This is a genomic window from Citrobacter sp. Cpo015, from assembly GCF_030333035.1.
Lineage (GTDB): Bacteria > Pseudomonadota > Gammaproteobacteria > Enterobacterales > Enterobacteriaceae > Citrobacter > Citrobacter portucalensis.
The window spans coordinates 758219-784232 of the sequence record NZ_JAOWGS010000019.1; the positions used below are offsets into that span (position 1 = coordinate 758219).

The following is a 26014-nucleotide window of genomic DNA, read 5'->3' on the forward strand; positions in this document are numbered from 1 at the left end:
TTAAACCAATTCACTTTATGCGCCACTAGCGGGAATTGAAAATTTGCGTAATCGGATATTTATCATGCAAAAAGTCAAACCGGGCAGTGATTTGCCCGGTTAATTGTTATGAAAGTGTAGCTAACCAGCCCGTTTGGGTCATCCACTCGGTCACCGGAACTAGCGTGAACTCGACGCAAAGCAGGCCGACGAGCGTCAGGACGAGAGTATAAGGCAGGGCCATCCACACCATGCGACCATAAGAGAGGCGAATCAACGGCGCCAGTGCAGAGGTCAGCAGGAACAGGAATGCAGCCTGGCCGTTTGGCGTGGCCACCGAAGGCAGGTTGGTCCCGGTATTGATCGCCACCGCCAACAGCTCAAATTGGTTAAGGCTGATGGTCCCATGTTCCATCGCGGCTTTGGCTTCATTGATATAAATCGTACCAACAAAAACGTTATCAGAGATCGAAGACAGCAGGCCGTTGAAGAGATAAAACAGCGTCAGTTGTGCATGTTCAGACGACTGCAAAACAAACTGAATAATCGGCGAAAAGAGCTGTTGATCGATAATCACCGCGACAATAGAGAAGAACACGGTCAGCAGCGCGGTGAAGGGTAGCGACTCGGTAAAGGCCTTACCTATCGCATGTTCGTCGGTTACGCCGGTCAACGAGGTTGCCAGAATGATGACCGACAAACCGATCAATCCGACTTCTGCCAGATGCAGGGCCAAAGCAACGACCAGCCAGACGCCAATAATCGCCTGGACAATCAGTTTAATTTTGTCCTGGCGGGTACGTTGTTGGCGGCTCTGATCGTCAAACTGTTGCAGGACATCACGGACGGTCTCCGGCAGCGTTTCGCCATAGCCAAACCAGCGCAATTTCTCGACCAGTACACAGGTTAACAGGCCGCAAATCAGTACCGGGACGGTAACTGGCGACATGCGCAGGAAGAAGTCGCCAAAATGCCAGCCAGCCGCTTTGGCAATAATCAGGTTTTGTGGCTCGCCCACCATGGTCATCACGCCGCCTAACGCCGTACCGACACCCGCGTGCATCATCAGGCTACGCAGAAAACCGCGGAACTGCTCAAGTACGACTTTATTGTGCTGATCGATATGGCTGTCATCAAGCATGTTGTTGTCTTCCGCGCGAGAAGAAGCAACGCGATGGTAGATACCATAAAACCCGACCGCAACGCTGATTACCACGGCAACGACGGTCAACGCATCGAGGAACGCAGAGAGGAAAGCGGCTGCAACACAAAAAGACAGTGACAGCAGCGTCTTGGAGCGAATAGTGAGCAGCAGACGCGTGAAAATAAACAGTAATAACTGCTTCATAAAGTAGATGCCTGCCACCATAAACATCAGCAGCAATAACACCTCAAGATTTGCGGCAACCTCTTCACGCACATGCGTGGCGCTGGTCATGCCAATAATGACAGCTTCGATAGCCAACAGCCCGCCTGGCAGCAGTGGGTAGCATTTTAACGCCATCGCCAGAGTGAAAATGAACTCGGCCACCAGCAACCAGCCGGCGATAAAAGGGTTGATGAAAAAAATAATCGGGTTAACGACTAAGAAGACAAGCAGTGCAAGTTTGTACCAGTCTGGTGATTGACCTAAAAAATTGCGCCACATAGCGCGGCCCCATGATAGCTCCATGGTGATTTCCCTACCTTTAAAAATGAAATCATGTTTTTATGTTTGACCGCAAAGCTTAGCGGGAGGAGGGAGTACAGGCAAGCTATTCACGAGACTGGCAAGGTTGGCTGTGCTGTAGCGTTATTTGGAAAATGAAGCCTTGATCCACTTTTTCTTCATTGCGTCAGCTATCAGCTAAGATACCCATCTGGTATGATGTGTGTAACTATGTTTTGCTGTGTAATGGAATTTTTACTATGGTCATTAAGGCGCAAAGCCCGGCTGGGTTCGCGGAAGAGTACATCATTGAAAGTATCTGGAATAACCGCTTCCCACCTGGCACTATTTTGCCCGCTGAACGTGAACTCTCCGAACTTATTGGGGTGACACGTACCACGCTACGCGAAGTATTGCAGCGGTTGGCGCGAGATGGCTGGTTGACCATTCAACACGGCAAACCGACGAAGGTGAATAACTTCTGGGAAACTTCCGGGCTGAATATTCTTGAAACGCTGGCGCGTCTCGATCACGAGAGTGTCCCGCAGTTGATTGATAATCTGCTGTCCGTGCGTACCAATATTTCGACGATCTTTGTTCGCACTGCGTTTCGCCAGCATCCTGATAAAGCACAGGAGGTTTTGGCGACGGCAAATCAGGTGGCCGACCACGCTGACGCATTTGCCGATCTGGACTATAACATTTTCCGCGGCCTGGCATTTGCCTCCGGCAATCCGATTTACGGTTTGATCCTCAACGGTATGAAAGGATTATATACCCGCATTGGTCGTCATTATTTTGCCAATCCGGAAGCGCGCGCGCTGGCGCTGAGCTTCTACCGTAAACTGTCAGAACTCTGCGAGCAGGGCGCTCATGAGCAGGTGTATGAAACGGTGCGTCGCTATGGTCACGACAGTGGCGAAATTTGGCATCGCATGCAAAAGAGCCTGCCGGGCGATTTGGCGATTCAGGGTCGTTAATTGCTCAAAGCCGGATGGCGACGCCAAAGCGTCTTATCCGGCCTACAATACGTGCACTTCGTAGGCCGGATATGGTGTTTACACCGCCTCCGGCAATAAGATTTACAGACCGTTCATCCTTGGCGGGCAACGCTCCAACAGCTCCACGCTGCCATCTTCATTCTGTTGCTCCAGCATCACGTCAAAACCCCAAAGCCGGTGTACGTGCTTGAGCACTTCTTTGCGTCCTTTATCCAGCGGTGCGCGGTTATGCGGAATATAGCGTAAGGTGAGCGAACGATCGCCACGCAGATCGACATTCCAGATTTGAATATTCGGCTCCAGGTTGCTGAGGTTGTATTGCGACGACAACCTGTTGCGGATCTCACGATATCCTTCCTCGTTATGAATCGCTGAAATCTCCAGATAGTTGTGACGATCGTCATCCAGCACGGTGAACAGACGGAAATCACGCATCACCTTTGGTGACAGGAACTGGCTGATAAAGCTCTCATCTTTGAAATCGCGCATCGCGAAATGCAGGGTTTCCAGCCAGTCGGAACCCGCTATGTCCGGGAACCAGTATTTGTCCTCCTCGGTCGGCGACTGACAAATACGTTTGATATCCTGGAACATGGCAAACCCCAGGGCATAAGGGTTTATCCCGCTATACCACGGGCTGTTGTAGGGCGGCTGAAATACCACATTGGTATGGCTATGCAGAAACTCCAGCATAAACCGTTCGGTGACTTTACCTTCATCATAAAGGTGGTTCAGGATGGTGTAATGCCAGAAAGTGGCCCAGCCCTCGTTCATCACCTGCGTCTGTTTCTGCGGATAAAAATACTGGCTGACCTTGCGTACAATGCGCAGGACTTCGCGTTGCCAGGACTCCAGCAGCGGGGCGTTCTTCTCCATGAAGTACAGCAGGTTCTCCTGTGGCTCAGAGGGATAACGCCGGGCTTCCGCCACGGTTTTCTCTTCCTCTTTCTTCGGCAGCGTGCGCCACAACATATTCACCTGGCTTTGCAGATACTCTTCACGGCTTTTCTGACGGGCTTTCTCTTCCTGTAGGGAAATTTTTTGCGGGCGTTTGTAACGGTCAACGCCGTAGTTCATCAGCGCATGGCAGGAGTCGAGCAGCTTTTCGACTTCATCCACGCCGTAACGCTCTTCACACTGGGTAATATAGTTTCGCGCGAAGATCAGGTAATCGACAATGGAACTGGCATCCGTCCAGCTTCGGAACAGGTAGTTGTTTTTGAAGAAGGAGTTGTGTCCGTAGCAGGCATGCGCCATCACCAGCGCCTGCATGGTGATGGTGTTCTCCTCCATCAGATACGCGATGCACGGATTGGAGTTGATAACAATCTCATAGGCCAGCCCCTGCTGACCATGTTTATACAAGCGCTCGGTTTCAATAAACTTTTTACCAAACGACCAGTGAGGATAGTTGATCGGCATCCCGACGCTGGAATAAGCATCCATCATCTGTTCGGAGGTGATCACCTCGATTTGGTGCGGGTAGGTATCCAGTCTGTAGAGTTTCGCCACGCGGTCTATCTCTGCCAGATAGACATCCAGCAGATCAAACGTCCAGTCGGGTCCATCGCTTAACCGTGTGCTGTCCTTGTTCATGGAATCAATCGTAGCCATTCGCGCACCCTCATTGTTGGCGGCACTCTCTGTCTGGAGTACCTCATGTCAAGCATAGATCATGGTGTTAAAAAACGTGCTGCGGCAGAAATTTTTTCTTTGCGATTTCACGTTAGCGAGGCGTCGAAAAATGGCATGGCCGCAAAATTATATGCTGGATAAAAATAACGCACAGCAGGAGATGCCAAAGCGGAGAGTCCCCAGTCATCACTGCTATATGTGAGGTAAGTCACCATAAAAAAGCCATATGTTGAATAATATTTTCAACTGAGTTATCAAGATGTAATTAGATGATTGTTCTTTTACTGTTAACGGAGTGGCTATGCGAGTTGTCATACTGGGAAGTGGTGTCGTTGGCGTGACCAGCGCCTGGTACTTAAGTCAGGCTGGACACGATGTCACCGTCATTGATCGTGAGCCCGGTCCGGCACTGGAAACCAGTGCGGCGAACGCGGGGCAAATCTCTCCAGGTTATGCAGCACCATGGGCGGCACCAGGCGTACCGCTAAAAGCAATTAAGTGGATGTTTCAGCGCCACGCTCCGCTGGCCGTCCGTCTTGACGGAACCCAGTTCCAGTTGAAATGGATGTGGCAGATGCTGCGCAACTGCGACACCAGCCACTATATGGAAAATAAAGGACGCATGGTGCGACTGGCGGAATACAGCCGTGATTGCCTGAAAGCGCTGCGTGCTTCTACCGGTATCGAGTACGAAGGGCGCCAGGGCGGAACCCTGCAACTTTTCCGTACCGCTCAACAGTATGAGAACGCTACCCGCGACATCGCCGTGCTTGAAGATGCGGGCGTGCCATATCAACTGCTGGAAGCAAACCGTCTGGCGGAAGTCGAACCCGCACTGGCAGAAGTGGCGCACAAACTGACCGGTGGTCTGCGCTTACCGAATGATGAAACCGGCGACTGCCAGCTGTTTACCCAGCGTCTGGCGCAGATGGCGGAGCAGGCAGGCGTTAAGTTTCGCTTTAACACCCCGGTCGATAAGCTGCTGAGCGATGGTGAGCAGATTTATGGCGTCCAGTGCGGCGAGGAGATAGTTAAAGCCGATGCCTATGTGATGGCGTTTGGTTCGTACTCCACGGCAATGCTGAAAGGGATCGTTGATATCCCGGTCTATCCGCTCAAAGGCTATTCGTTGACCATTCCGGTGGCGCAAGACGACGGTGCGCCGGTTTCTACTATCCTTGATGAAACCTATAAAATCGCTATTACCCGCTTTGACAATCGTATTCGCGTTGGCGGCATGGCGGAGATTGTCGGCTTTAATACAGAATTGCTACAACCTCGTCGTGAAACGCTGGAAATGGTCGTACGCGATCTCTTCCCGCGCGGCGGTCATGTGGAGCAGGCAACCTTCTGGACCGGACTGCGTCCGATGACGCCGGACGGAACGCCGGTGGTGGGGCGCACCCGCTTTAAGAATCTGCTGCTCAATACCGGCCACGGCACGCTGGGTTGGACCATGGCCTGCGGCTCCGGTCAGCTACTGAGCGATATCCTTTCTGGCCGCACGCCAGCCATACCTTATGACGATCTGAGCGTGGCGCGTTACAGTCCGGGGTTTGCCCCCTCTCGTCCACGGCACTTACATGGCGCACATAACTGATAAGGACGTGAGATGACCCGCCCGATACTGGCCAGCATTGACCTGCAGGCGTTGAAACAAAATCTGACCATTACCCGCCAGGCCGCGCCGGACGCCCGCGTCTGGTCGGTGGTGAAAGCCAATGCGTATGGACACGGTATTGAACGCGTCTGGAATGCGCTGGGCACAACCGATGGTTTTGCCATGCTCAATCTTGAAGAGGCGATAACCCTACGCGAGCGCGGATGGAAAGGCCCGATACTCATGCTGGAGGGTTTTTTCCACGCCGAAGACCTGACGGTATATGACAATTATCGACTCACCACCTGTGTACACAGTAACTGGCAGCTAAAAGCATTGCAGAATGCGCGCCTGAAGGCGCCGCTCGATGTTTACCTGAAGGTGAACAGTGGTATGAACCGCCTTGGTTTTTTACCGGAAAGAGTTCCCACGGTCTGGCAACAGCTGCGGGCGATGCCCAACGTCGGTGAAATGACGCTGATGTCCCATTTTGCCGATGCAGAGCACCCGGAAGGTATCCAGGAGGCTATGACACGTATTGCGCAGGCAACTGAAGGGCTGGAGTGCAGACGATCGCTGTCGAATTCGGCAGCCACGCTGTGGCACCCTGAAGCGCATTATGACTGGGTTCGTCCAGGCATTATTTTGTATGGTGCGTCGCCTTCAGGACAATGGCAGGACATCGCCAACACCGGCCTGAAGCCAGTGATGACGCTGAGCAGTGAGATCATCGGCATACAAACGCTGAAAGCTGGCGATCGGGTGGGCTACGGTGGACGCTACACTGCCAGCGGCGAGCAGCGCATTGGCATTGTAGCGACCGGCTATGCAGACGGTTATCCACGCCATGCGCCAAGCGGAACGCCTGTGCTGGTGGATGGTGTACGTACCGGAACGGTGGGGACAGTCTCAATGGATATGTTGGCGGTAGATCTGACACCGTGCCCGCAGGCAGGGATCGGGACGCCGGTAGAACTGTGGGGCAAAGAGATTAAAATTGACGATGTGGCCGCCGCCGCAGGTACGGTGGGCTACGAGTTAATGTGTTCTCTGGCGCTGCGCGTGCCAGTTGTGACGGTGTAACTTTATATAGCATTGCCTGATGCTGCTGCGTTTATCAGGCCTCCAGAGTCAATGCATTTTGTAGGCCGGGTAAGGCGCAGCCGCCACCCGGCAAAACATCCGCTCTACTCATCCTCATCTTCAGCAACGCGAACACCGACCTTCAGCACTGCATTATCTTCCTTCTCGGCTACGGTCCAGATCATGCCAGCGAATTCCACCTGGTCACCGACGACCGGCGCGGCACCAAGCAGATGCTGGACAATTTCACCCAACGTTTGCTGCTTATCACGATACTCGGTGCCATCTTCCAGGCCATAAATCAGCGCCACATCGGCATATTTTGCGCTGGCTTCAAGAATAAAATCACCGAAGAAGCGCTGGTCTAACGACACAGGTGGCGACTGGCTGAACAGCTTGCCAAGAGCCGGGAGATCGCGCTCGCGGCCAATAACACACAATACGTCGCCTTCGCGAAGACGTGTGCTGCCGGAGGGGTGAAACAGCACGTTGTCACGAAACAGGGCGGCTATTCGCGTTTCTTCCGGCATATGCAGGTCGCGCAATGCGGCTCCTACGCACCACTTATCGGCGCTGAGCTGATAAACAAACTGCTCCCACGGGTTATCCGGATGAATATCCAGGCCAATGCGCGACACGGGCCAGCCGACGGGAGGGACCACCACTTTGGCTTTTTTAGCGGCCCATGAAAGAGAGGTTCCCTGGAACAGCAACGAGATCAGTACCACGAAGAAGGCGACGTTAAAGAACAGGCGTGCATTCTCCAGACCCGCCATCATTGGGAAGACGGCGAGGATGATGGGTACCGCACCGCGCAGACCCACCCAACTGATGAAAATGCGTTCGCGCAGATTGAAGCCGCGAAACGGCAGCAGTCCGGCGAAAACCGAAAGTGGGCGGGCAATGAAAATCATCCACGCAGACAAAATCAGCGCAGGAACCACGATAGGCAGCAGGTCGGACGGCGTAACCAGCAGTCCGAGCACCAGGAACATGGCGATTTGCGCCAGCCAGGCCAGACCGTCGAAGTTTTGCAGAATGCCAAACCGGTTGCGAATAGGGCGATTACCCAGCAAGAAACCACACAGATAAACCGCCAGAATACCGCTGCCTTCCAGCGCAGTGGTCAGGGCAAAAATCAGGATCCCACCGCTTAACGCCAATAGCGGATACAGTCCGGCAGGCAGAGAAATGCGGTTAATCATCTGCTGGAGCATATATCCACCGCCCAGACCGATAACGATGCCTAAGCCAAACTGCTGGATAATGTGCACCGCGAACATCCAGCTTAAACCGGTTTCGTGGTTTTGGATCATGGCGATGAGCGTGATGGTCAAAAACACGGCCATCGGGTCATTACTGCCGGATTCAATTTCCAGCGTAGAGCCAACGCGTTCGTTAAGCCCCTTACCGCCAAGCAGGGAAAAGACCGCCGCGGCGTCGGTTGAACCAACAATCGCGCCAATCAGGAGTCCTTCAATAAGATCCAGATGAAACAGCCACGCGGCCATCATGCCGGTGAGTCCGGAAGTAATCAGCACACCGACCGTCGCCAACGATAGCGCCGGGCCTAACGCAACGCGAAAAGAGCTGGCCTGGGTGCGCATCCCGCCGTCGAGCAGGATAACTGCCAGTGCCAGGTTACTCACCATGTAGGCGAATGGATAGTTATCGAAAGGTATGCCGCCTATACCATCTACGCCCGCTAACATACCGATAGCGAGAAATATCACCAGGATAGGGATACCGAGGCGTGATGAGAATGAACTGAGTAAGATACTGCAGGTGACGAGAACGGAACCCAAAATAAAAAGGCTAATAATTGCTGCGGCATCCAACGTTCGGTTACTCCTGAATTACGCTGTTTCGTATTAATAAACCCTACCATAATAACGACAGAAACAGCGTTTTGCTTAGCCCCATTAGCCGCTTTTTTTACGATTTTAGTACCGGATGCCCACTTAAGGTGAGCTGAGTGCCGTTTTTATCATTTTTCAGCACCGCATTGGCTCCCAAAGGCAGGGTGACAGTGCGTTGTTCATGGCCAAAATCGAGGCCGCAGATCAACGGTACTGACAATCTGGCGCGCAGAAAATCACAAACTGAATCAAGATTGTAACCAGCGTCGTAGTCATTGGGTGCGCTACCGCTAAAACTGCCGAGGATAATGGCGTTTTGCTGGGCCAGTATTCCGGCGTGGTACAGCTGCAGCAGCATACGCTCGACACGGAATGGATGCTCGTTAATGTCTTCCAGCACCAAAATGCCGTTTTTGATGGCCGGCATCCACGGTGTACCCATCAACGAAATGATCATCGCCAGATTTCCGCCCCACAGTGTACCTTCAGTTGCGCACTGTGGACCGTCACCCTGCCATTCGAGGGTAAATTGGGCATTACGCAAAGCCTGCCAGAAATGGTGCTCGGTGAATGCGTTCATTTCTTCGGCGCCGAAGTTCGCCGCCAGCATCGGGCCGCTGAAGCTAATCACATTCCCCTGTGCCAGCAGACCACACTGGATCGCCGTAAAATCGCTGTGTCCGCACAGCAGCAGCGGATCTTGTTGCTGGCGGGCTGCCAGCCCCTGCCAGTCAATATCTTCCAGTAAACGGCTCGCGCCATAGCCGCCGCGTACCGCCATCACAATGGTATCGGGGGTTTTCAGATTAACGAGCGAGTTCACATCAGCAAGCCTTTCTGCCTCTGTCCCCGCAAAACGCTGGCAGCGGCGTGCAATGACCGCTGAATTGTCGACCTGATGACCGGCCTCAATAAGACGCGCAAGCCCACGTAAGGCAGCCTGCTGATTGATACAGTAGCCCGATGGGGCAATTAAGTGAAACCGGGACATGGCATTTCCTTGCTACAACTAAAACCAAATGTATATCATGCCGCGTAGGTATGTCGTTGTCACCTCAGCGACAGGTTCCGGCTATAAGGATAGATGACGTGAAATTGAGATGGTTTGCTTTTTTGGTTGTATTACTTGCGGGCTGTAGTTCAAAACAGGATTACAAAAACCCGCCGTGGAATGCTGAAGTTCCGGTTAAACGCGCAATGCAATGGATGCCGATCAGTGAAAAAGCCGGTGCGGCCTGGGGTGTCAGTCCACAATTGATTACCGCTATTATCGCCATTGAATCAGGCGGAAATCCGAATGCGGTCAGTAAGTCCAATGCGATTGGTCTGATGCAGTTGAAAGCCTCAACTTCAGGACGCGATGTTTATCGGCGCATGGGCTGGAGCGGAGAGCCGTCGACAAGTGAGTTGAAAAACCCCGAGCGCAATATCTCGATGGGGGCCGCATACCTGAGTATTCTCGAAACCGGGCCGCTGGCCGGGATTGAAGATCCGCAGGTGATGCAGTACGCGCTGGTAGTATCGTACGCCAACGGTGCGGGCGCACTGTTACGCACGTTCTCATCCGACAGGAAAAAAGCGATCAATAAAATCAACGACCTCAGCCCGGATGAATTTATTGAACATGTTGCGGACAATCATCCGGCGCCGCAGGCCCCGCGCTATATCTGGAAGCTTCAACAAGCGCTGGATGTGATGTAATTCAGGTGATGCTAATCGCGCACCTTGTTCGACTTTTCCCGGGCCTCGCGTTCAAGGGAAAAAATAATCCGCTGTAAGTTCCGCTCCACCGCCGGGCCGACGTTGAGAAAACGAAAGCTCAGGCGGGGAGTGGTAATCGTTTCGTTTTTCCCATCGATAACCTTGCGCTCACTAATGGAAATAAGCTGGGCGTCAACGTGATACACCCCCCATTGCTCCATATTTAGTTCAACCTGCGAGAAGCGCATACCTTCTGCCAACCCCTCTGGTTTTGCCACTTCTAACAGCCCGCCCATGCCGCCGAGAGACAGATCGAATAAGCGAAAATGCAGAATGCTGTTGTCCGGCATTTTAGCCGTGCAGCGATAGGGAGGATGCAGCGGAGCGCCGATGCGGAAATATTCCCGACGCTGCACAAACCACAGAGAAGGCGGCAAGGATGAGATAAACGCCGGCAGTTGCTGATACTCACCTTTTTTCAGCTGTGGCAGGGTGAATTCTACTTTGGCTCCCTGCGTTTCGGCGATAATTGAGATCTGGCTGGCCCGCTGTACGGCCTGGTTTTCATATTCCTGGCTGCCAAAATCCATGATCAGTTCATCGGGACTGACGGTCAGAATTTTGCTGATGAACTGGCCGCCTGACCAGGAGATACGCAGTGGAACCTGCTGCGACTTTAAGTCCCGAAGTACACCTAACACCGCTAACGGATTTTGCTTCAGGAACTGCTCATTGTAGTTACTCACACCTAATGACTCCTGGATGCCTGGTTTGTCGTTGGGTTATCGGCATTAATCGACGGAACTTAATACAAATGGATGAAATTTTTTACCAAACCCAATGAATTAAGTCTGAGTGATAAAAGCATGTCGTGATGGCTTGCCTATACTTTAAGTGCTGGCGCAGGAATGTCTTGCGCGTGCGTTCACTGGAAAGAGGGCCTGAAAATGGGAATTATTGCCTGGATTATTTTTGGTCTGATTGCGGGGGTTATCGCCAAACTGATTATGCCGGGGCGTGATGGCGGTGGGTTTATCCTGACCTGTATTCTCGGTATTGTCGGTGCTGTGGTCGGTGGATGGTTGGCAACGATGTTTGGTATTGGCGGCGATGTCAGCGGATTTAATCTCCATAGCTTCCTGGTGGCCGTGGTCGGCGCGATTGTTGTGCTGGGTGTCTTCCGGCTTGTACGACGAGATTAATCGAACGGCCCCCGAGCGGTAATGCCGTTCAGTTAAGCATGTAAGGTGAACATGTGATTCTTGTTCAGGGTTCCGTTCACCTCAACGGTGTCATTTCTCTGAACCGCAAACACCCGTGAACGTGCAAGGGAGGCTCGCCGCCACCTCCCTTGCATCCCAGGCTCCCGGCGGGAAAATCGTCGCTACGCGATTCATTCGTCTTATGCCGCCTGCCTGTCGGGTCGGGGCCGAGCCTGCGTCCATGCAGGCCGTCCCCTCTGTCCGCATCCCTGCGGACAGCCCCGGTCAGCCGTCAACGCCTCATCGATTTTCAGCCGGACCGGGGGTATCGCTTCAGCGAACTGACTTCCAGTTAAATCTTTTTTGCTGTTTAAACAAAAAACACAGATGGTCAGGTGTGGACTGGTCCGGCTGAAAATTGCCGACGTGTTTCCGTAAGGCCGGGAGAGCCAGCATGGATGCTGGCTCAGGGCGCGCTTTGCAAGGACGCTTCCTCGCGCCCGGCCCGGTAGCCTTTAGGAATAAGCGGAGGGTATTGCGCAGCAACAATTTTCCCGCCGGGAGTCGGGATTGTAAAGGGCGTGACGGAGAACGCCCTTTACACGTTCACAGGGATCGGCGTTTCAGAGAAACTATGAACATGAGGTGAACGGAACCCTTTTTCTGAGAGTGCATATTCAAAACTTCTACCCACACCGGCGATACTTTCTGAAACTAAGGCGTTAACTGAAGAGCATTACTCCGAGTGGGGCCGTTTCTTTGCATCGTTAAATCAGAATTGATACTCAATTCCCGCCCAGTAATTACGGCCTTCTTCGATAAATCCTTCGCTGTACACGTATTGTGTATCGAACAGGTTATTGACCGAAGCGTTGACGCTAAACCCGTGACCGATGGCGTAGTCGGCGCGTAAATGGGTAATGGCGAAACCTGCGGCTTTCTGCGAGCCGTCGCTATTGCTATAGCTCGATGAGCGGGCCTCTTCAGACAGCGTAATGCTCAGCGGATCCCACGGTTTCAGCGTCATCCATGCGGTGAGGGTTTGCGTCGGCAAATCGGTTATTTTGCCGATGTCGCTGCGTTTGACGTCCGCATGAATCAGGCCATAGCTCAGCCCAACATCCAGCATATCAAAGACTTTACCTTTAACGCCTGCATCCAGACCGGTGTAATCCACTCGGCCGCTGTTCTGATTCTGGATGGTATCGGCATCAATATTGTGTGAAAGAATCGCATCGCTGATGCGGTTGTAATAGACGCTGGCTTCGAATCCCCAGTCTTTACCAAGTGAACCATTCCAGGTCAGATCCACGCTGCGGGCGCGTTCCGGTTTAAGCTGCGGATTGACCAGCGCCACCTGGTTATAGGCCGGTTTCGAGGTGGTGTAGCGCTCTTTCAACGTCGGGAAACGTGTTCTGTCAGAGTAGGACAGCGCTAATGTGTCTGAATTTTCAAAGTGATATTTGGTCATCATCTGCCAGTTGAAGGCCGACTGATTGTTGTCATCATAGTGGGTGACGCTGCCATTTTTCTCGTGCTTCATGCCTTCCAGACTGTCGCGCCAGTCATAGCTTATTCCCGCCACGACATCGACGTTATCCGCTGCTGCCCACTGGTATTCGCTGGCAACGGACCAGGTGCGGTCTTCGTAACGGTCGTAAGACGCATTAGGTGCGCCTTTCTCGCGGTGAACATCATCCTTCCAGTTCACGGCGAAAGAGAGCAAGTCGTTTTCACGCATATCCGCAGCGAGCTGCAGACCAGCCCCATCGCTATAGTCTGAATAATGACTGTAGCTGCCTTTTTTGTTTTTCAGATCGGCAAGCGAGTTGTACATCATCAGCGTATTTTCAAAGGTATCGCGATACAGACGGCTTTTCAGGGTGAAACGATCGCCCAGATGGGTGGTGCCCTGATAGTAATAGCTCTCTTTATCGTACTGTGGCCATTGCCAGTAGCGTGATTTCTGACTGCTGGTTCCAGCGTACGGCGGGTTATCTTTTTCACCGTCCTGATTAATATAGGTCAGCACATATTCGTCATTACCACGTGGGGTAAAGCCCAGCTTCACGATGCCGCGTTTGTCATCAGCGGAGGAGTTAATCATCTTGCCGTTGCTGCCCGCAATAGGGTTGTCCACGCCGTGCGGTAAGCCAAGGAAATCCTGCTTCAACTGACTGCCGCTGAGCTGGATGTAGCCGAGATCGTTGCTGGCGCCAAATGAAGCGTGCATATCGTGGGCATTGTCTTTGCTACGACTCCAGCCCTGGCGATAGCCAATGCTGCCTTCAATCGGTTTGGTGGGCTTTTGGGTGGTGATATTGATGGCACCGCCCATCTGGTTCGGCCCTTGTAACAGCGACGAGTAGCCTTTGGAGACTTCAACCGAAGCGATATCGGAGGTCAGAAAACGGCCTAAATCGAGGTTGCCATCATAGGGGATGTATACCGGCACGCCGTCAAAATAGACGGGAACCTGACGGCTGTCAAAACCGCGGACTTTCACCTGCTGTTCATTGCGGTTGCCTGACTTTTGCAGCACGACGCCGGGAACAACGCTCAGTGCCTGCGCCACGTTTTGCTTATCCAGTTGCTGCATCGTTTCCTGGCCGAGAACCGTAGTGGTTGCGGCGGAGGCCGGACTTGACCAGACGGTCATGGTTTCGCTTTCCTGCCCAGCAAAAGCACTGTGCGCGAAAGCAAACGACAGGGCTGTGTAAAGACAACTTTTGTTGAAATTCATTATTTTTAGTCCATTTATTAATGTTATATGCCACGTGCGTCCGGGCTCAGGCTAACTTTGATATCCGCGGGCGGAGCGTAGTAAGGCGCGGAAGTGATGAAAAGTCTGATGCCACAGTCGAGATAACTCGCCAGCGAGGCGAGGGTAATGCCGCCAGTCAGCGCCAGCGTGCAATGGGGGGCCAGAGAAGGGGCCTGGCGGACAATTTCTGTTGCTTGCTCAGGGGTAAATTTGTCGAGTTGCAGGACATCGGGCGCGGCGCGTAGCGCGGCTAATGCCTCATCTGGCGTATCTGCCTCAACCACAATCTTTTTTTCTGGCGCATGGCGGCGTAAGCGCGCAATCGCACCTGACCAGTCGTTTGGGTTGGTAAGAAAATGGCGGTGATTAGCAAACAGCAGTACCGTTTCGGCGCATCCTCCGCGATGGATAATGCCTCCCGCGGCGAGTATTGCCTGAGTCGCCAACAAACGCGTGCCGGGAATGGCTTTGCGGGTACAGGCAATCTGCCCATCAGGATAGCGTTGGCGCAGTTGGCTCAACATGCTCTCAAGATACCCCGAAACCCCACAGCTCCACTCCAGGACATTTTGTACCGCTTTCCAGCCCTGGTGCAGTGCCGCCGCATTCCCATGTGCGCAAATCAATCGCTGTCCTGCACTTACCTGTTCACCATCGGCCACCATGTCGCTGACGGTCAGCCCTAATGAGGTGAGCATTTGTCTGGCAACGGCGGTGCCGCTAACGCATCCGCCCTGGCGATGGTAAAACGCCATAACGCCCGGCTGTGCGCCGATCCCCAACGCGCGGGTAGTCAGGTCGCCGCCCTGAATATCTTCCAGCAGCAGCGCGTCGGTTTGCGCCTGCGAAAAGTAGATCATCGCAGCGCCTCCCGCGGAACGCTGTCCCACCAGATAAGCGCCCAGTCACGGCTGGCGGGGGCAATCGCGCGTGGATCCTGCTGTTGATACCAGGTTTCCAGACGCTCGACCTCGTCGGCGCTCAGTTCACCCATACTCCAGCGCACGTTTTCCAGAAAACGCGTCCAGGTGCTGTTGTCCTGCTGGCAGTTGGGTCCGCGGATAAAATCAACATGCGCGTGGATCCCCATCTGATACAGGACATTAAGCGCATAGATATAGTTGGGAAGCTCAATCACTTCGCGGCCCAGTGCACGCTGAATGGTGGGGGAAACGAAAGATGAACTGACGAGATGAGTGGTGTAAACCCGCAGTCGGGCCTGATTATTCAGTTTGGTCATCGCCTGGCGCATATCGGCAACCAGCGTAGAGCGCGAAGCGACGGCGATATCGCACTGGGGTAAATCATCCCAGTGTTCCTCCCAGGCCCGCTGCACCCACTGCACGTGACGGGCGTTCATTTGCGCAGCGCGGCGGGTAGCTACGCTAAGCATGCCCTGGCTGTAATCTACGCCGTAAATTATTGGCATCTTTTTAGCCAACGCCAGCGAAACCGTACCGGGACCGCAGCCCATATCAAACAGCGACTCCGCCCCTTTCAGGTCGATTTTTCCCAACAGCTGTAGCAGATAGCTGTCGGTTAATGAGGCGCAATTCTCTGCCATTTTTTCCGCACGCTTATCCCAGTGCTCCGGTTTTTTCTCGGTTCTGTTCGCCAGCTGTAACTGTTTACGGTAAAGATCGGCAAAATCAATGTCGTCAATGAGCATTCTTATTCCTTAGTTGTGTGAGCCAAAGAGGTGATGGGCGATTTGTGACGCTGTAACGCGATACAGCGCTGCCAGACGATCGGTGGCGAGCTGCTGTTCAGGAAGCCCCTGCGACACTGCACCGTTCGGTTCAACGCGTACCACGCTGTCGGCGATTGCCCGGGCGTGCAACGGATGATGGGTCGACATCAGCAGGGCCATACCCGAGTTTTTCAGCGTCACTAGCGTGTCGAGCAGACGGATTTGATGCCCAAAATCCAGGCTGGAAGCGGGTTCATCCAGCAACAAAAGACGCGGACGCTGCGCCAGCGCGCGGGCAATTAACACCAGTTGCCGCTCTCCGCCGCTCAGCGTGTTCCAGCGTCGGGGCGCCAGGTGAGAGATTCCCAGCATCGTCATCTGCTGGTGCGCATTTTCACGCTCTTTAGCGCCGGGAACCGCAAATGCCGCCAGTTGCGGGGCCAGCCCCATCATCACCATGTCCAGCGCAGTGAAGGCAAACGCGCCGTCATGTGCCTGAGGAACCCAGGCGATAGCGGCGGCGCGTTGCCGATCGCTGAGATGATTTATAGCGACGCCATCAAGCAGAATGTCACCGTGAAGCGGCGAAAGAACGCCGAGAATGGTGCGCATCAGGGTGGTTTTTCCACTGCCGTTGGCCCCAATCAGACAACAGACGGAGCCGGGCGAAACCTGAAATGAGACATCGCGTAACACGGGCTGGTGACTGTGGTATCCCAACGACGCATGGCGGACGGTCAGAAGCGTCATGGGCGATTTCCCCGTAGCAAAAGCAGCAAAAAGAACGGTGCGCCAATAAATGCCGTCAGGATCCCCAGCGGGATTTCTGTGCTGCTCAGCGTGCGGGCAAGAGTATCGGTGAGCAGCAGCAAAATGGCGCCGATCCCCATAGAAACGGGCAGCAACTGCTGGTGGTTATTGCCACTGATGAGTCTGCCGATGTGCGGTACAACCAGCCCAATCCAGCCGATAATGCCCGCGATGGCGACGGTAGAGGCGGTGATTAACGTTGCGCAGACGATCAGTCCCAGCCGCAATCGCGAGACGTTGATCCCAAGCGATCGTGCTTCATCATCCGACAGGGTGAGCAGGTTCATGCGCCAGCGCAGCAGCAATAGCGGGACCAGTCCTGCGAAGATCAGCGGTGCCGAGAACCACAGATCGTGCGGCGTGATCGTCGATAAACCGCCAAGCAGCCAGAAAGTGATAGAGGGGAGTTGGGTATACGGGTCGGCCAGCGTTTTGATGAGTGAAATTCCCGCGCCGCATACCGTGCCCAGCGCAATCCCGACCAGCACCAGTGTTAACACCGGGTCGTGTCGCTTGACTCGCCGGGTAATTAACCAGACACCGGCGACCACGAATAAACCGCCTATGAACGCATACAGCTGAATAAACAGGATCGGTAAACCTAACAGGATTGCTAAACAGGCACCTAAACCCGCACCCGCCGCCACTCCGAGAATATCCGGCGAGACCAGCGGGTTGCGGAACATGCCCTGATAGGTGGTTCCTGCGCCCGCCAGCGCCGCGCCGAGCAGCAATGCAGCCAGTATGCGTGGCAGGCGGATTTGCCAGAAGACGATTTTGTCCTGCATTGGAACGCCATCTGCACCGGCCACGAGATTCAAAACCTGTTGTGCATCCAGGCGATACGCGCCTGATACCGCGGCGACGCTCGCGCAAAGCACCACCGCAGCAATCATCAGAAAACCGAGGGTTGATGTTTTCATCAGACTGCCACCAACCTTTGATACTGTGCGTCGCTTAGCGTGGTGTGCCAGAACAATTCACTGTAGCGCTGCATATCGGTTTTAAAGCTCGCTTCAACCTGTGGATCAAGCCAGGCGTGCAGGCGGCGTAACCCCAGTAAACGGTTGATGCCAGGAGGTGCATCCAGCCAGCCAAACGGCAGACCGCTGAGAAACAGAATGCGCCGGTCAGCAACCGCTTTGACCCCTTGCCAGACCGGATCTTCTCGTAGGAACTGCGCTGTCACCGCATCCTGCACCAGGATAATATCCGGCTGCCAGCTGAGCAGATTTTCCATTGAGACCTGTGTGAGCCCCTGTCGTCCGGGGATGTGCGCCACATTGTGCAACCCCAGTAGTTCTGCTGCTTCGGTATGCAGAGAACCTTGTAAACCAGTCTCCAGTCCTCTGGCACCGCGCGCGGCATAAAAACGCAGATTCGCCGCGGGTGAATGCGAGAAGGCTATTGCATCATCGATAAATCGACGGGCCAGCGCGGCCTGCATTGCGGTTCGCGAGACGACGCCCAATACTTCACCGACTGCGCGAAACTGTTCTGGGGTATGGCGCAATTCGCCGTTAATCAGCAGCCAGGGAATCTGTGTTTGTGCGCTCACTTGTCTGGCCTGAGAAAGCCAGGTTTCATCGGCATTACCGCAGTCAATAACCAGGTCAGGTTTAAGCGCCAGGAGTGCTTCAAGCGAGAGCGTGCTGGCGCGCCCCGCCAGCCTGCCGAGTTTCGGCAAAGTCCGAATGTTATCGTTAAACGGGATGGCGGTCTGGCGAGAGAAATCAAAGGAGGAAAGCCCCACCAGTTTTTCCGGTGCGACGGCCAGCAGCAGCATGTCAGCAGGCGCGCCCGCGCTGACCACGCGTTGGGTCGTTTCTGGCTTCGGAGAGTCTCCAATGGCCACAGTCAGCGAGGTTTGAGCAAACGCGGGAAGATGGCGTAGCAGCAGTGCAGATGCCACGAGTTGGGCAAACATCCGTCTTGTCAGTGGCATTATTGTTATCCTGAAGGTTACAAAATCGCTATATATTTACATATACAGCGAATAAAAACATGTTCAGAATCAATTTCTCACGGATGAAAACCCCGGATACCCCATAAGGGCTAGAGGCCATAGAGACAGCTGGAAGGGGGAAATATAAGAAAGAAAAATCCGCGACGAAGCGCGGATTCAGGAAGTAAAACGGCTCAGGCTATGATGTTATGGCGTCGGTTGAGTCTGTTTTTTAGACTCGACTGGCGCAGTACTTGCCGGGGTAGGTCGTGATGCGGGTACGTTGTCACAGGGCTTTTCTTTGGCGCAAATCAGGTCGAGCATTTTCAGCGTTACGCCGTTGGTCCAGCCGAAACCATCCTGCAACGGATACTCACCGCCGCCACCGCCGGTTCCAGTGGTGCTCACGTCATACTTCTCAACCAGCTTTTTCTCGCGATCGTAGGTGTGTTGAACATTGGTGAGGAATCGCCAGGTCACGTCCATGGCGACAGTATCCTGACCGTAATTCTGTAACCCGGATGCTGCTACCCACTGGAGCGGGGCCCAGCCATTGGGGGCATCCCACTGCTGGCCGCTTTTCACCGACGTGGTAGCAAGGCCGCCCGGTTGCAGCAGATGTGCCTGGGTGGCCGTGGCGACTTTACTGGCGCGATCTTTTGCCGCTGCATTGACATATAGCGGGAACAGGGCGGCAGCCGTGAGCTGGTTGCGTACTTTGTGGCTTTTCAGATCGTAGTCGGCATACCAGCCTTCTTTGTCGTTCCACAGGTACTTCTCGATCCCTTTTTGTCGGGCATTAGCGAAGCCATCGTACTGCGCCGCTTTGGCATCATCACCAGCAGCCTTGCTGGCGAGGGAGATCATTTTTTCCATTTTGTACATCAGCGCATTGAGATCGACCGGAACGATGCTGGTGGTGCGCAGAGTGCCCAGCTGATTAGGATTGTCCATCCAGCGGGAACTAAAATCCCAGCCGGACGCGGCAGCTGAACGCAGGTCGCGGTAGATTTCTGTGGCCGGGCGGTTCGGGTTGCTTTTAGCGGTGGCGATATCCTCTACCCACGACTCTGGCCGAGGCGAATCGCGCTCATCCCAGTAGCGGTTCAAAATGGTGCCGTCATCCAGTTTAACTACGCGCTTATTTTGCTGACCGGGCTGGAGTGTTTCGACGCCTTCCATCCAGTAGCTGTACTCTTTGAGCATCTGTGGGAGGTATTTTTTCAGCGCGTCATTCCCGTCGTGCTGCGCCAGTAGTTCAACCATAAAGGCAAAGAACGGCGGTTGCGAACGACTCAGGTAGTAGGTGCGGTTGCCGTTAGGAATGTGTCCCCAGGAATCAATCTCGTAAGCGAAGTTTGCCACCATGTCCGAGACCTTATCCCAGTGATTGCTCTCGGCAAGCCCCAGCATGGTGAAATAGCTGTCCCAATAATATATTTCGCGAAAACGCCCGCCAGGTACCACATACGGTTCCGGGAGCGGCAGCAGCGAATCCCATTTTTCAGCGTCGGTTGTCGAACGGGTGAGTACCGGCCACAGGCCATCGATATGTTCGCGTAATGATTGCCCGGCCGGGGGCACGTATTTCTCGCCGTCTTTCGGCAAGGTGAAATTCACTTGCACAAAATGGCGTAAGTCGAATCCGGACTGGTTTTTCTGCATCCGGTAATCGGCAAGGATCATTAATGGATCGCTGTTTGGCACCGCGTCCGCAAAGGTTTTCTGGTCAGGAAACAGTTTGGCTGTTTGTACATCGTTAAACAGGGGGCCAAGCAGAATATCAGGCGGCGCAGGCGTAGCGGCTGGTGCGTCCTCGGCGTTGACGGTAAAAGAGGAAAGGGCAAAAAAGGTGCTTGCGAGCGTCAGTTTTATTGCAACAGAGAGCAGGCCAGGATGGCGAGTTGCTGGCGTTATCATCGGTTAATCTCCTTAGCGGCGTGCCGAAGTAGCGGCATTTACCATGAGAAAACCTTAGTTCAGGAATGACCGTTTCGCGTGATCGGCTCCCCATTTTGCGAATAAACAGACATTTCCCGACGCGAATAGAGAAGAAGCACACCCTTTGTTGGAAAGGGTGTGCTTCGGTATCAGTTTGCGCGGGTTATCCGCTGTGTGACACAGTCAATGGTCAGAGTATCGCCCATCTTGATGCTATCGAGAGCCGCGCCTTGCTGACACATCCAGCACAGACCCATTTCACGAGCGATAATCGCCGGATGCGAGGCTTCGCTGCCGTCCCGCAGGCAGATACCTTTGATGGTCTTCGGATCGAGTTGCAGTACCGTAGACGGATAAATGACATCTGCGACCAGGATAGTGGGGCGCAAGAATGCGGGAATTTGTGCGCTCTCTCCCGTCAAATGCTGCAGTGAACGGGACAGCAAATCTTCAATATCAATGTATCGCGCCTGCAGATAAGGATCATCGAGCTGTAAATACTGCTGGCTGAGATCGCTCAGCACGTTTTGCCAGGCCCAGGCGGCGCTGCACTGCTTTTCGCGCATTACATCGCAGGCCATTTCAAACAGTTCAGGATCGTCCAACAGCGTATGGTGACCGGAGAAGATGGCGGCGATATCTGCGGAATATCGTTCTTCAGCAAGTGCAGTGAGTTCGCTCAGATCGTTCAGCGTACTTTGGATGGCGGTCTGTAATCGCTGTTGCTCAGCCTGGAGTGATGCGGCTGGCTGCGGGTTTACCTCGGGCGAGAACGGCGTGTGACAGAATGCCGTCCCCGTGACTTTTGAAGGAGCCTGAGTTGCCTTGTTATCAGCATTAGCGGACTCGAGCGATTCACCAAAATTCTCTGCTGCCAGCTGTTTAAATGCGGCCAGCGCATCCTCTGCCTGTTCGCCTTTGGCAATCAGGCGCAGCGTGTCATTACAGCGTACCTGCAGCAGAGCTATCTGATTCAGGCTATCAGGAACCACACACTTGCCGTTTTTCTCCAGCCACATGTCGGCGTTAAAACCAGACAACGCGGAAACCAGCCGCGAAGCCGGGCGAACGTGGATGCCGTTAGGGTTTTTCACCACAATGGCAACAGAACGGGCATCTGCATCGGGAGACAGTGCAGCAGATGCGGGTTTCGCTGCGGATGGCGAAGGTAAACCCAGTTGCTCACATTTGGCGTCGAGGGCGTTCATGGCATCACGGATGACCCGATCGATATCAGCACCCGCGGCGGCGCTAACCGTCGCGGCCAGTGTGCCTTCAACCAGTGGTGCTGCGCACAAACGCACTTTGGCGGCAATGCCAGGGTCGAGCAGTTCCAGCGCGGTTTCCGCACTCAGTAATGCACTACCGATATCCATCATCACCAGCACGTGGTCCGTATCGGCCACGGACTCGATGGCTTCCATCACCTTGATCGGATCGGTGCCAATCGGATTCTCAGGATCATCAATGCCTGCGGCAATGGCGATTTTGCAATCACCGCCCATTAACATCTGCCGGGCCAGCGCCCCGACGCCTTCGCCCAGTTGGGCGCTGTGAGAAACAATAACCAGGTTTACCATCGCTTTATCCTTACTCTCTGGACGCCTGAGCTAGCATTTGCATCATAAACATGACCGACGTTGCGCCGGGATCCTGATGTCCAATACTGCGCTCACCAAGATAGCTGGCACGGCCTTTGCGAGCCTGCATGGTGATGGTGCTTTGCGCTGCGGCTTCCGCTTGCTGGCTTGCCGCTTCCAGCGCTGCCTGTACGCTTAACTTTTGCTCGCAGGACTGGCGTAAGGACTCGACAACCGGTAGCCAGACGTCGCACATGGTTTTGTCGCCAGGTTCAGCCTTACCGCGGCTAATCACACCTTCTGCGCCATCACGCATCATTTGATACAGCTCTTCAAGCGTCAGGCTTTGATGAGCCTGAGTCACCTGGGCGGCGCGAATAAAAAAGGTGCCAAACAGCGGCCCACTGGCCCCGCCGACGCTTGAGAGCAGCACCATACCGGTGTTTTTCAAAATAAAGCCGATGTCTTTGTCTGCGATGGACGGCAGCTTTTCAACGACTTTGCTGAAACCACGATGCATGTTCAGACCGTGGTCGGCATCGCCGATCTCCCGGTCAAGTCCGGTGAGAAAATCACTTTCTGTGGTGAAGATCTCGCCGCAGCGATAGAGCCAGTTAACAATTTGCGTTCTGTTGAGGGACATCATGAATCTCCTTATTTACCCCAGTTGAGAGCAGGGGTGTGTACCGGTGCATCCCATAAGCTCAGCGTTTCGTCATCTACCTGTAACAAGGTGATCGAGAAACCGGTCATATCCAGAGAGGTACAGTAAGAACCGATCAGGTTGCGCTCAATGACGATGCCTGCATCCTGACAACGGCTTTCCAGGCGGTTATACACGCCGAAGAGTTCAGACAACGGCGTCGCGCCGAGATTATTGACCAGCGCAATAACGCGATCGCCACTTTGTAACGCACGCTTGCTTTCTTTACCTTCCTGCCACGCGCCCTGGACGTTGTCCCAGTGGCGGAGTGTACGGCTGTAGTTACCGTTTTCCAGCAGGGTATCGAACATTTCATCAACGGTCTGATCGAGAGAGGTGAAGGGGCGACGGTCAATGCCGGGTTCCCCGTGGATACCTACGCCAAACTCCATTTCGTTATCCTGCAGCGTGAACGACGGTTGTCCAGCGGCTGGAACGGTACAGGCGCCAATGGCTATGCCAATGGAGTGGCCCAGGTTATTCAGCTTACGGCCCAACGCCGCACAGGCTTCCAGCGAATCACCGCGTTCGGCGGCCGCGCCGACCAGTTTTTCGATCAATACGGTATTCGCCACGCCACGTCGACCGGCGGTATACAAACTGTCTTTCACCGCCACGTCGTCATCCACCACCATGGTGGTGACTTTGACACCGCTTTCATGCAGCAGCTCGGTGGCGGTTTCGAAATTAAGAATGTCGCCGGTGTAATTTTTGATTATCAGCAGCACGCCTTCGCCACCGTCAATTTGCATGGCGCATTCGAACATTTTATCCGGCGTGGGTGAGGTAAAAATCTCACCTGGACAGGCGCCAGAGAGCATGCCCTGACCAATGTAGCCGCAGTGCATAGGTTCGTGTCCGCTGCCGCCACCGGAAAGCAGAGCCACTTTGCCCATCACCGGCGCATCTGCGCGGGTGACATATACCGGATCCTGATGCAGTGCCAGGGAAGGATACGCTTTCGCCAGTCCGGCGAGTTGTTCATTCAGTACGTCTTCAACACGGTTGATCAATTTTTTCATTATTTATGCTCCGCAGACAGTCCTGGATGGCTGCCAAATTCGGGCAGGCATCTGATGTAGGGTATCGGTTGGTTCAACGTCACGGCGACCGCTCGCTGCCGATAAGGTAATTTTGCACACGGGTACGCAAAAGAAAATTGCTGTGAAGGGCGTTTCAATACGGAACACCATCATTTTATAACGTTCCATATTGAAACGTAGTGGCGCATAAAACAGCGAAAATGAGAGATCGGGCAGTATTTAATGGGGAAAGACTACGTGCAGGATTTTGCTAAAAAAAACCACCTGCCAGGCAGGTGGTTTATGCGAGGGAAAATTATCGGTATTAGCCCGGATAAATTCCGCGATCTTTACGTGCCAGCAGAATGCGTTCGCAGGCAACAATGTAGGCTGCGGTACGCAGGGAGCAGGATTTCTCAGCTGCTTTTTCCCATACGTGCACCATCGCATCAGTCATGATTTTGTCCATGCGATTGTTGATCTCTTCTTCACTCCAGAAGAAGCTTGCCATGTCCTGGACCCATTCGAAGTAGCTGACGGTTACGCCGCCTGCGTTACATACGACGTCAGGTACCACGATGATACCGCGGCTTGCCAGCATATCATCGGCATCCGGGTAAGTCGGGCCGTTAGCGCCCTCAAGTACCAGTTTGCAGGTCAGCATTTCTGCACGCTGACGGGTAATCTGTCCTTCCAGCGCGGCAGGGATCAGGATATCCATCTCCACGCTCCAGAAGGCTTCGCTGGCGATGGTTTCAGCGCCTGGGAAACCGGCAATCTGTTTGTGCTCTAACTGCCAGGCAGACAGCGCGGTCATGTCGATACCCGTGGAGTTAAACAGCGTTGCGGTGTGATCCTGAATAGCGACGACACGCGCACCCGCTGCGGCGAACAGGCGGGCGGCTTCGCTGCCGACGTTACCGAAACCTTGTACCGCCACGCGAGCGCCTTCAACTTCAATGTTCGCACGACGCGCGACTTCCAGACCACTGACGAAAACGCCGCGACCGGTGGCTTTATCACGGCCTAACGAGCCGCCGAGGTGAATAGGTTTACCGGTGACCACACTGGTCACGGTGGTGCCGTGGTTCATGGAGTAGGTATCCATCATCCAGGCCATGACTTTTCCGTTAGTACCTACATCCGGCGCAGGAATGTCTTTCTGCGGCCCAATGATAATGCCGATTTCGCTGGTATAACGGCGGGTTAAACGCTCCAGTTCACCTTCAGAAAGTGAGAACGGATCGACGCGCACACCGCCTTTGGCTCCGCCGTACGGCAGGTTCAACGCTGCGCATTTGATGGTCATCCATGCAGACAGGGCCATCACTTCATTAAGATCAACATCAGGATGATAACGCACACCGCCTTTGCCCGGACCGCGGGAAAGGTTATGTTGCACGCGATACCCTTCAAAATGACGGATAGTGCCGTCATCCATCTGCACCGGGATATCGACAATCAGCGCGCGTTTTGGGTGGCGCAGGGTGTCCACCCAATGGGAAAGTTCGCCCAGGTAAGGGGCCACACGCTCGATTTGTTGCAGGTAGGTATTCCAGGCAGATGTGCTGCTATCTGAAGCGTAAGATAACTTATCCATGATAAACCTTAGTTATAAAAGTAATATGTTCTTAATTTGGCCGTGGTATACAGTGAATCTCACCATATAAACCTAAATTTAACATTTTTTTCATAGAACAGCCTGCCTGGCTAACACGGATTATCGGTATGAGTAGTGTGGGTTTTGGCTTGGTGGTGAATAGTTATTCTTTATTTTGGCTTTCATCGCGGTTTTTTTTGCGATTTATGTAGTTTAATATGCATAACTTGTAAAAATCGCAATTTGTCAGA

At 53.8% G+C, this 26014-nt stretch carries 21 protein-coding genes; 5 read left to right on the top strand and 16 right to left on the bottom strand.

Annotation, left to right across the window (positions count from 1 at the left end; all coding sequences use genetic code 11):
- Positions 1-106 precede the first annotated feature (106 nt).
- Complete coding sequence (nhaB, locus tag OGY67_RS03755) at positions 107-1651, bottom strand: Na(+)/H(+) antiporter NhaB (protein ID WP_008785014.1); 1545 nt, start codon at positions 1649-1651, stop codon at positions 107-109.
- 236 nt (positions 1652-1887) lie between these two features.
- Here nhaB and fadR point away from each other — a divergent pair, with 236 nt between their 5' ends.
- Positions 1888-2607: a fatty acid metabolism transcriptional regulator FadR gene (fadR, locus tag OGY67_RS03760; protein ID WP_003833559.1), complete on the top strand. Its 720-nt coding sequence runs from the start codon at positions 1888-1890 to the stop codon at positions 2605-2607.
- Positions 2608-2709: 102 nt separating this feature from the next.
- Here fadR and OGY67_RS03765 read toward each other — a convergent pair whose 3' ends face one another.
- On the bottom strand, positions 2710-4242 hold the full coding sequence (locus OGY67_RS03765) for a SpoVR family protein (RefSeq protein ID WP_003833557.1): 1533 nt from the start codon (positions 4240-4242) through the stop codon (positions 2710-2712).
- Positions 4243-4564: 322 nt separating this feature from the next.
- Here OGY67_RS03765 and OGY67_RS03770 point away from each other — a divergent pair, with 322 nt between their 5' ends.
- Positions 4565-5863: a D-amino acid dehydrogenase gene (locus tag OGY67_RS03770; protein ID WP_234692017.1), complete on the top strand. Its 1299-nt coding sequence runs from the start codon at positions 4565-4567 to the stop codon at positions 5861-5863.
- 12 nt (positions 5864-5875) lie between these two features.
- On the top strand, positions 5876-6946 hold the full coding sequence (dadX, locus tag OGY67_RS03775; RefSeq protein ID WP_234096206.1) for a catabolic alanine racemase DadX: 1071 nt from the start codon (positions 5876-5878) through the stop codon (positions 6944-6946).
- 104 nt (positions 6947-7050) lie between these two features.
- Here dadX and OGY67_RS03780 read toward each other — a convergent pair whose 3' ends face one another.
- Both OGY67_RS03780 and ldcA read right to left on the bottom strand, forming a co-directional pair.
- Positions 7051-8784, bottom strand: coding sequence for a potassium/proton antiporter (locus OGY67_RS03780; RefSeq protein WP_008785011.1), 1734 nt, complete (start codon positions 8782-8784; stop codon positions 7051-7053).
- Between the two features lie 97 nt (positions 8785-8881).
- On the bottom strand, positions 8882-9796 hold the full coding sequence (gene ldcA, locus OGY67_RS03785; RefSeq protein ID WP_060682085.1) for a muramoyltetrapeptide carboxypeptidase: 915 nt from the start codon (positions 9794-9796) through the stop codon (positions 8882-8884).
- Positions 9797-9894: 98 nt separating this feature from the next.
- Between ldcA and emtA the strand changes: the two genes are divergently transcribed.
- The gene (gene emtA / locus OGY67_RS03790; protein WP_016153365.1) at positions 9895-10506 is read left to right on the top strand and encodes a membrane-bound lytic murein transglycosylase EmtA; all 612 of its coding nucleotides are present in this window, start codon (positions 9895-9897) and stop codon (positions 10504-10506) included.
- A gap of 11 nt (positions 10507-10517) precedes the next feature.
- On the opposite strand, the gene ycgR is transcribed toward emtA, so the two are convergent.
- Positions 10518-11252, bottom strand: a complete 735-nt coding sequence (gene ycgR / locus OGY67_RS03795) for a flagellar brake protein YcgR (RefSeq protein WP_048235228.1) — start codon at positions 11250-11252, stop codon at positions 10518-10520.
- A 201-nt stretch (positions 11253-11453) separates the two neighbouring features.
- On the opposite strand from ycgR, the gene OGY67_RS03800 reads away from it, so the two are divergent.
- Entirely contained in the window at positions 11454-11708 is a 255-nt protein-coding gene (locus OGY67_RS03800) for a GlsB/YeaQ/YmgE family stress response membrane protein (RefSeq protein WP_048212573.1), read from the top strand.
- Between the two features lie 772 nt (positions 11709-12480).
- Here OGY67_RS03800 and OGY67_RS03805 read toward each other — a convergent pair.
- From OGY67_RS03805 to OGY67_RS03855, 11 genes are all read right to left on the bottom strand, one after another.
- Positions 12481-14451 (bottom strand): TonB-dependent receptor plug domain-containing protein, encoded by a 1971-nt coding sequence (locus OGY67_RS03805; protein ID WP_286573489.1) that lies wholly within the window; start codon positions 14449-14451, stop codon positions 12481-12483.
- A 23-nt stretch (positions 14452-14474) separates the two neighbouring features.
- Complete coding sequence (gene modD, locus OGY67_RS03810) at positions 14475-15332, bottom strand: ModD protein (protein WP_286573491.1); 858 nt, start codon at positions 15330-15332, stop codon at positions 14475-14477.
- The gene (locus tag OGY67_RS03815) at positions 15329-16141 is read right to left on the bottom strand and encodes a class I SAM-dependent methyltransferase (protein WP_286573493.1); all 813 of its coding nucleotides are present in this window, start codon (positions 16139-16141) and stop codon (positions 15329-15331) included. The genes modD and OGY67_RS03815 overlap by 4 nt, the downstream gene beginning before the upstream one ends.
- Before the next feature lie 9 nt (positions 16142-16150).
- Positions 16151-16912, bottom strand: coding sequence for an ABC transporter ATP-binding protein (locus OGY67_RS03820; protein ID WP_286573494.1), 762 nt, complete (start codon positions 16910-16912; stop codon positions 16151-16153).
- A complete protein-coding gene (locus OGY67_RS03825) occupies positions 16909-17868 on the bottom strand; it encodes a FecCD family ABC transporter permease (RefSeq protein ID WP_462561833.1) in 960 nt (319 codons plus the stop codon). Before OGY67_RS03825 ends, OGY67_RS03820 begins: the two co-directional genes overlap by 4 nt.
- 26 nt (positions 17869-17894) lie before the next feature.
- Positions 17895-18917 (bottom strand): ABC transporter substrate-binding protein, encoded by a 1023-nt coding sequence (locus tag OGY67_RS03830; RefSeq protein WP_079934752.1) that lies wholly within the window; start codon positions 18915-18917, stop codon positions 17895-17897.
- A 207-nt stretch (positions 18918-19124) separates the two neighbouring features.
- A complete protein-coding gene (locus tag OGY67_RS03835) occupies positions 19125-20837 on the bottom strand; it encodes an alpha,alpha-trehalase (protein ID WP_191215702.1) in 1713 nt (570 codons plus the stop codon).
- A 170-nt stretch (positions 20838-21007) separates the two neighbouring features.
- A complete protein-coding gene (gene dhaM / locus OGY67_RS03840; protein WP_286573500.1) occupies positions 21008-22438 on the bottom strand; it encodes a dihydroxyacetone kinase phosphoryl donor subunit DhaM in 1431 nt (476 codons plus the stop codon).
- 10 nt (positions 22439-22448) lie between these two features.
- Entirely contained in the window at positions 22449-23081 is a 633-nt protein-coding gene (dhaL, locus tag OGY67_RS03845) for a dihydroxyacetone kinase subunit DhaL (protein WP_020996617.1), read from the bottom strand.
- 11 nt (positions 23082-23092) lie between these two features.
- Complete coding sequence (dhaK, locus tag OGY67_RS03850) at positions 23093-24163, bottom strand: dihydroxyacetone kinase subunit DhaK (protein ID WP_008784998.1); 1071 nt, start codon at positions 24161-24163, stop codon at positions 23093-23095.
- Positions 24164-24488: 325 nt separating this feature from the next.
- Entirely contained in the window at positions 24489-25763 is a 1275-nt protein-coding gene (locus OGY67_RS03855; RefSeq protein ID WP_020996616.1) for a Glu/Leu/Phe/Val family dehydrogenase, read from the bottom strand.
- Positions 25764-26014 lie beyond the last annotated feature (251 nt).

What these genes read in the sequence shown, in the direction of transcription:
- nhaB (WP_008785014.1), bottom strand. Translation starts at nt 1,651, where the DNA reads ATGGAGCTATCATGGGGCCGCGCTATGTGGCGCAATTTTTTAGGTCAA.
- fadR (WP_003833559.1), top strand. Translation starts at nt 1,888, where the DNA reads ATGGTCATTAAGGCGCAAAGCCCGGCTGGGTTCGCGGAAGAGTACATC.
- OGY67_RS03765 (WP_003833557.1), bottom strand. Translation starts at nt 4,242, where the DNA reads ATGGCTACGATTGATTCCATGAACAAGGACAGCACACGGTTAAGCGAT.
- OGY67_RS03770 (WP_234692017.1), top strand. Translation starts at nt 4,565, where the DNA reads ATGCGAGTTGTCATACTGGGAAGTGGTGTCGTTGGCGTGACCAGCGCC.
- dadX (WP_234096206.1), top strand. Translation starts at nt 5,876, where the DNA reads ATGACCCGCCCGATACTGGCCAGCATTGACCTGCAGGCGTTGAAACAA.
- ldcA (WP_060682085.1), bottom strand. Translation starts at nt 9,796, where the DNA reads ATGTCCCGGTTTCACTTAATTGCCCCATCGGGCTACTGTATCAATCAG.
- OGY67_RS03800 (WP_048212573.1), top strand. Translation starts at nt 11,454, where the DNA reads ATGGGAATTATTGCCTGGATTATTTTTGGTCTGATTGCGGGGGTTATC.
- OGY67_RS03805 (WP_286573489.1), bottom strand. Translation starts at nt 14,451, where the DNA reads ATGAATTTCAACAAAAGTTGTCTTTACACAGCCCTGTCGTTTGCTTTC.
- modD (WP_286573491.1), bottom strand. Translation starts at nt 15,332, where the DNA reads ATGATCTACTTTTCGCAGGCGCAAACCGACGCGCTGCTGCTGGAAGAT.
- OGY67_RS03815 (WP_286573493.1), bottom strand. Translation starts at nt 16,141, where the DNA reads ATGCTCATTGACGACATTGATTTTGCCGATCTTTACCGTAAACAGTTA.
- OGY67_RS03820 (WP_286573494.1), bottom strand. Translation starts at nt 16,912, where the DNA reads ATGACGCTTCTGACCGTCCGCCATGCGTCGTTGGGATACCACAGTCAC.
- OGY67_RS03825 (WP_462561833.1), bottom strand. Translation starts at nt 17,868, where the DNA reads ATGATTGCTGCGGTGGTGCTTTGCGCGAGCGTCGCCGCGGTATCAGGC.
- OGY67_RS03830 (WP_079934752.1), bottom strand. Translation starts at nt 18,917, where the DNA reads ATGCCACTGACAAGACGGATGTTTGCCCAACTCGTGGCATCTGCACTG.
- OGY67_RS03835 (WP_191215702.1), bottom strand. Translation starts at nt 20,837, where the DNA reads ATGATAACGCCAGCAACTCGCCATCCTGGCCTGCTCTCTGTTGCAATA.
- dhaM (WP_286573500.1), bottom strand. Translation starts at nt 22,438, where the DNA reads ATGGTAAACCTGGTTATTGTTTCTCACAGCGCCCAACTGGGCGAAGGC.
- dhaL (WP_020996617.1), bottom strand. Translation starts at nt 23,081, where the DNA reads ATGTCCCTCAACAGAACGCAAATTGTTAACTGGCTCTATCGCTGCGGC.
- dhaK (WP_008784998.1), bottom strand. Translation starts at nt 24,163, where the DNA reads ATGAAAAAATTGATCAACCGTGTTGAAGACGTACTGAATGAACAACTC.
- OGY67_RS03855 (WP_020996616.1), bottom strand. Translation starts at nt 25,763, where the DNA reads ATGGATAAGTTATCTTACGCTTCAGATAGCAGCACATCTGCCTGGAAT.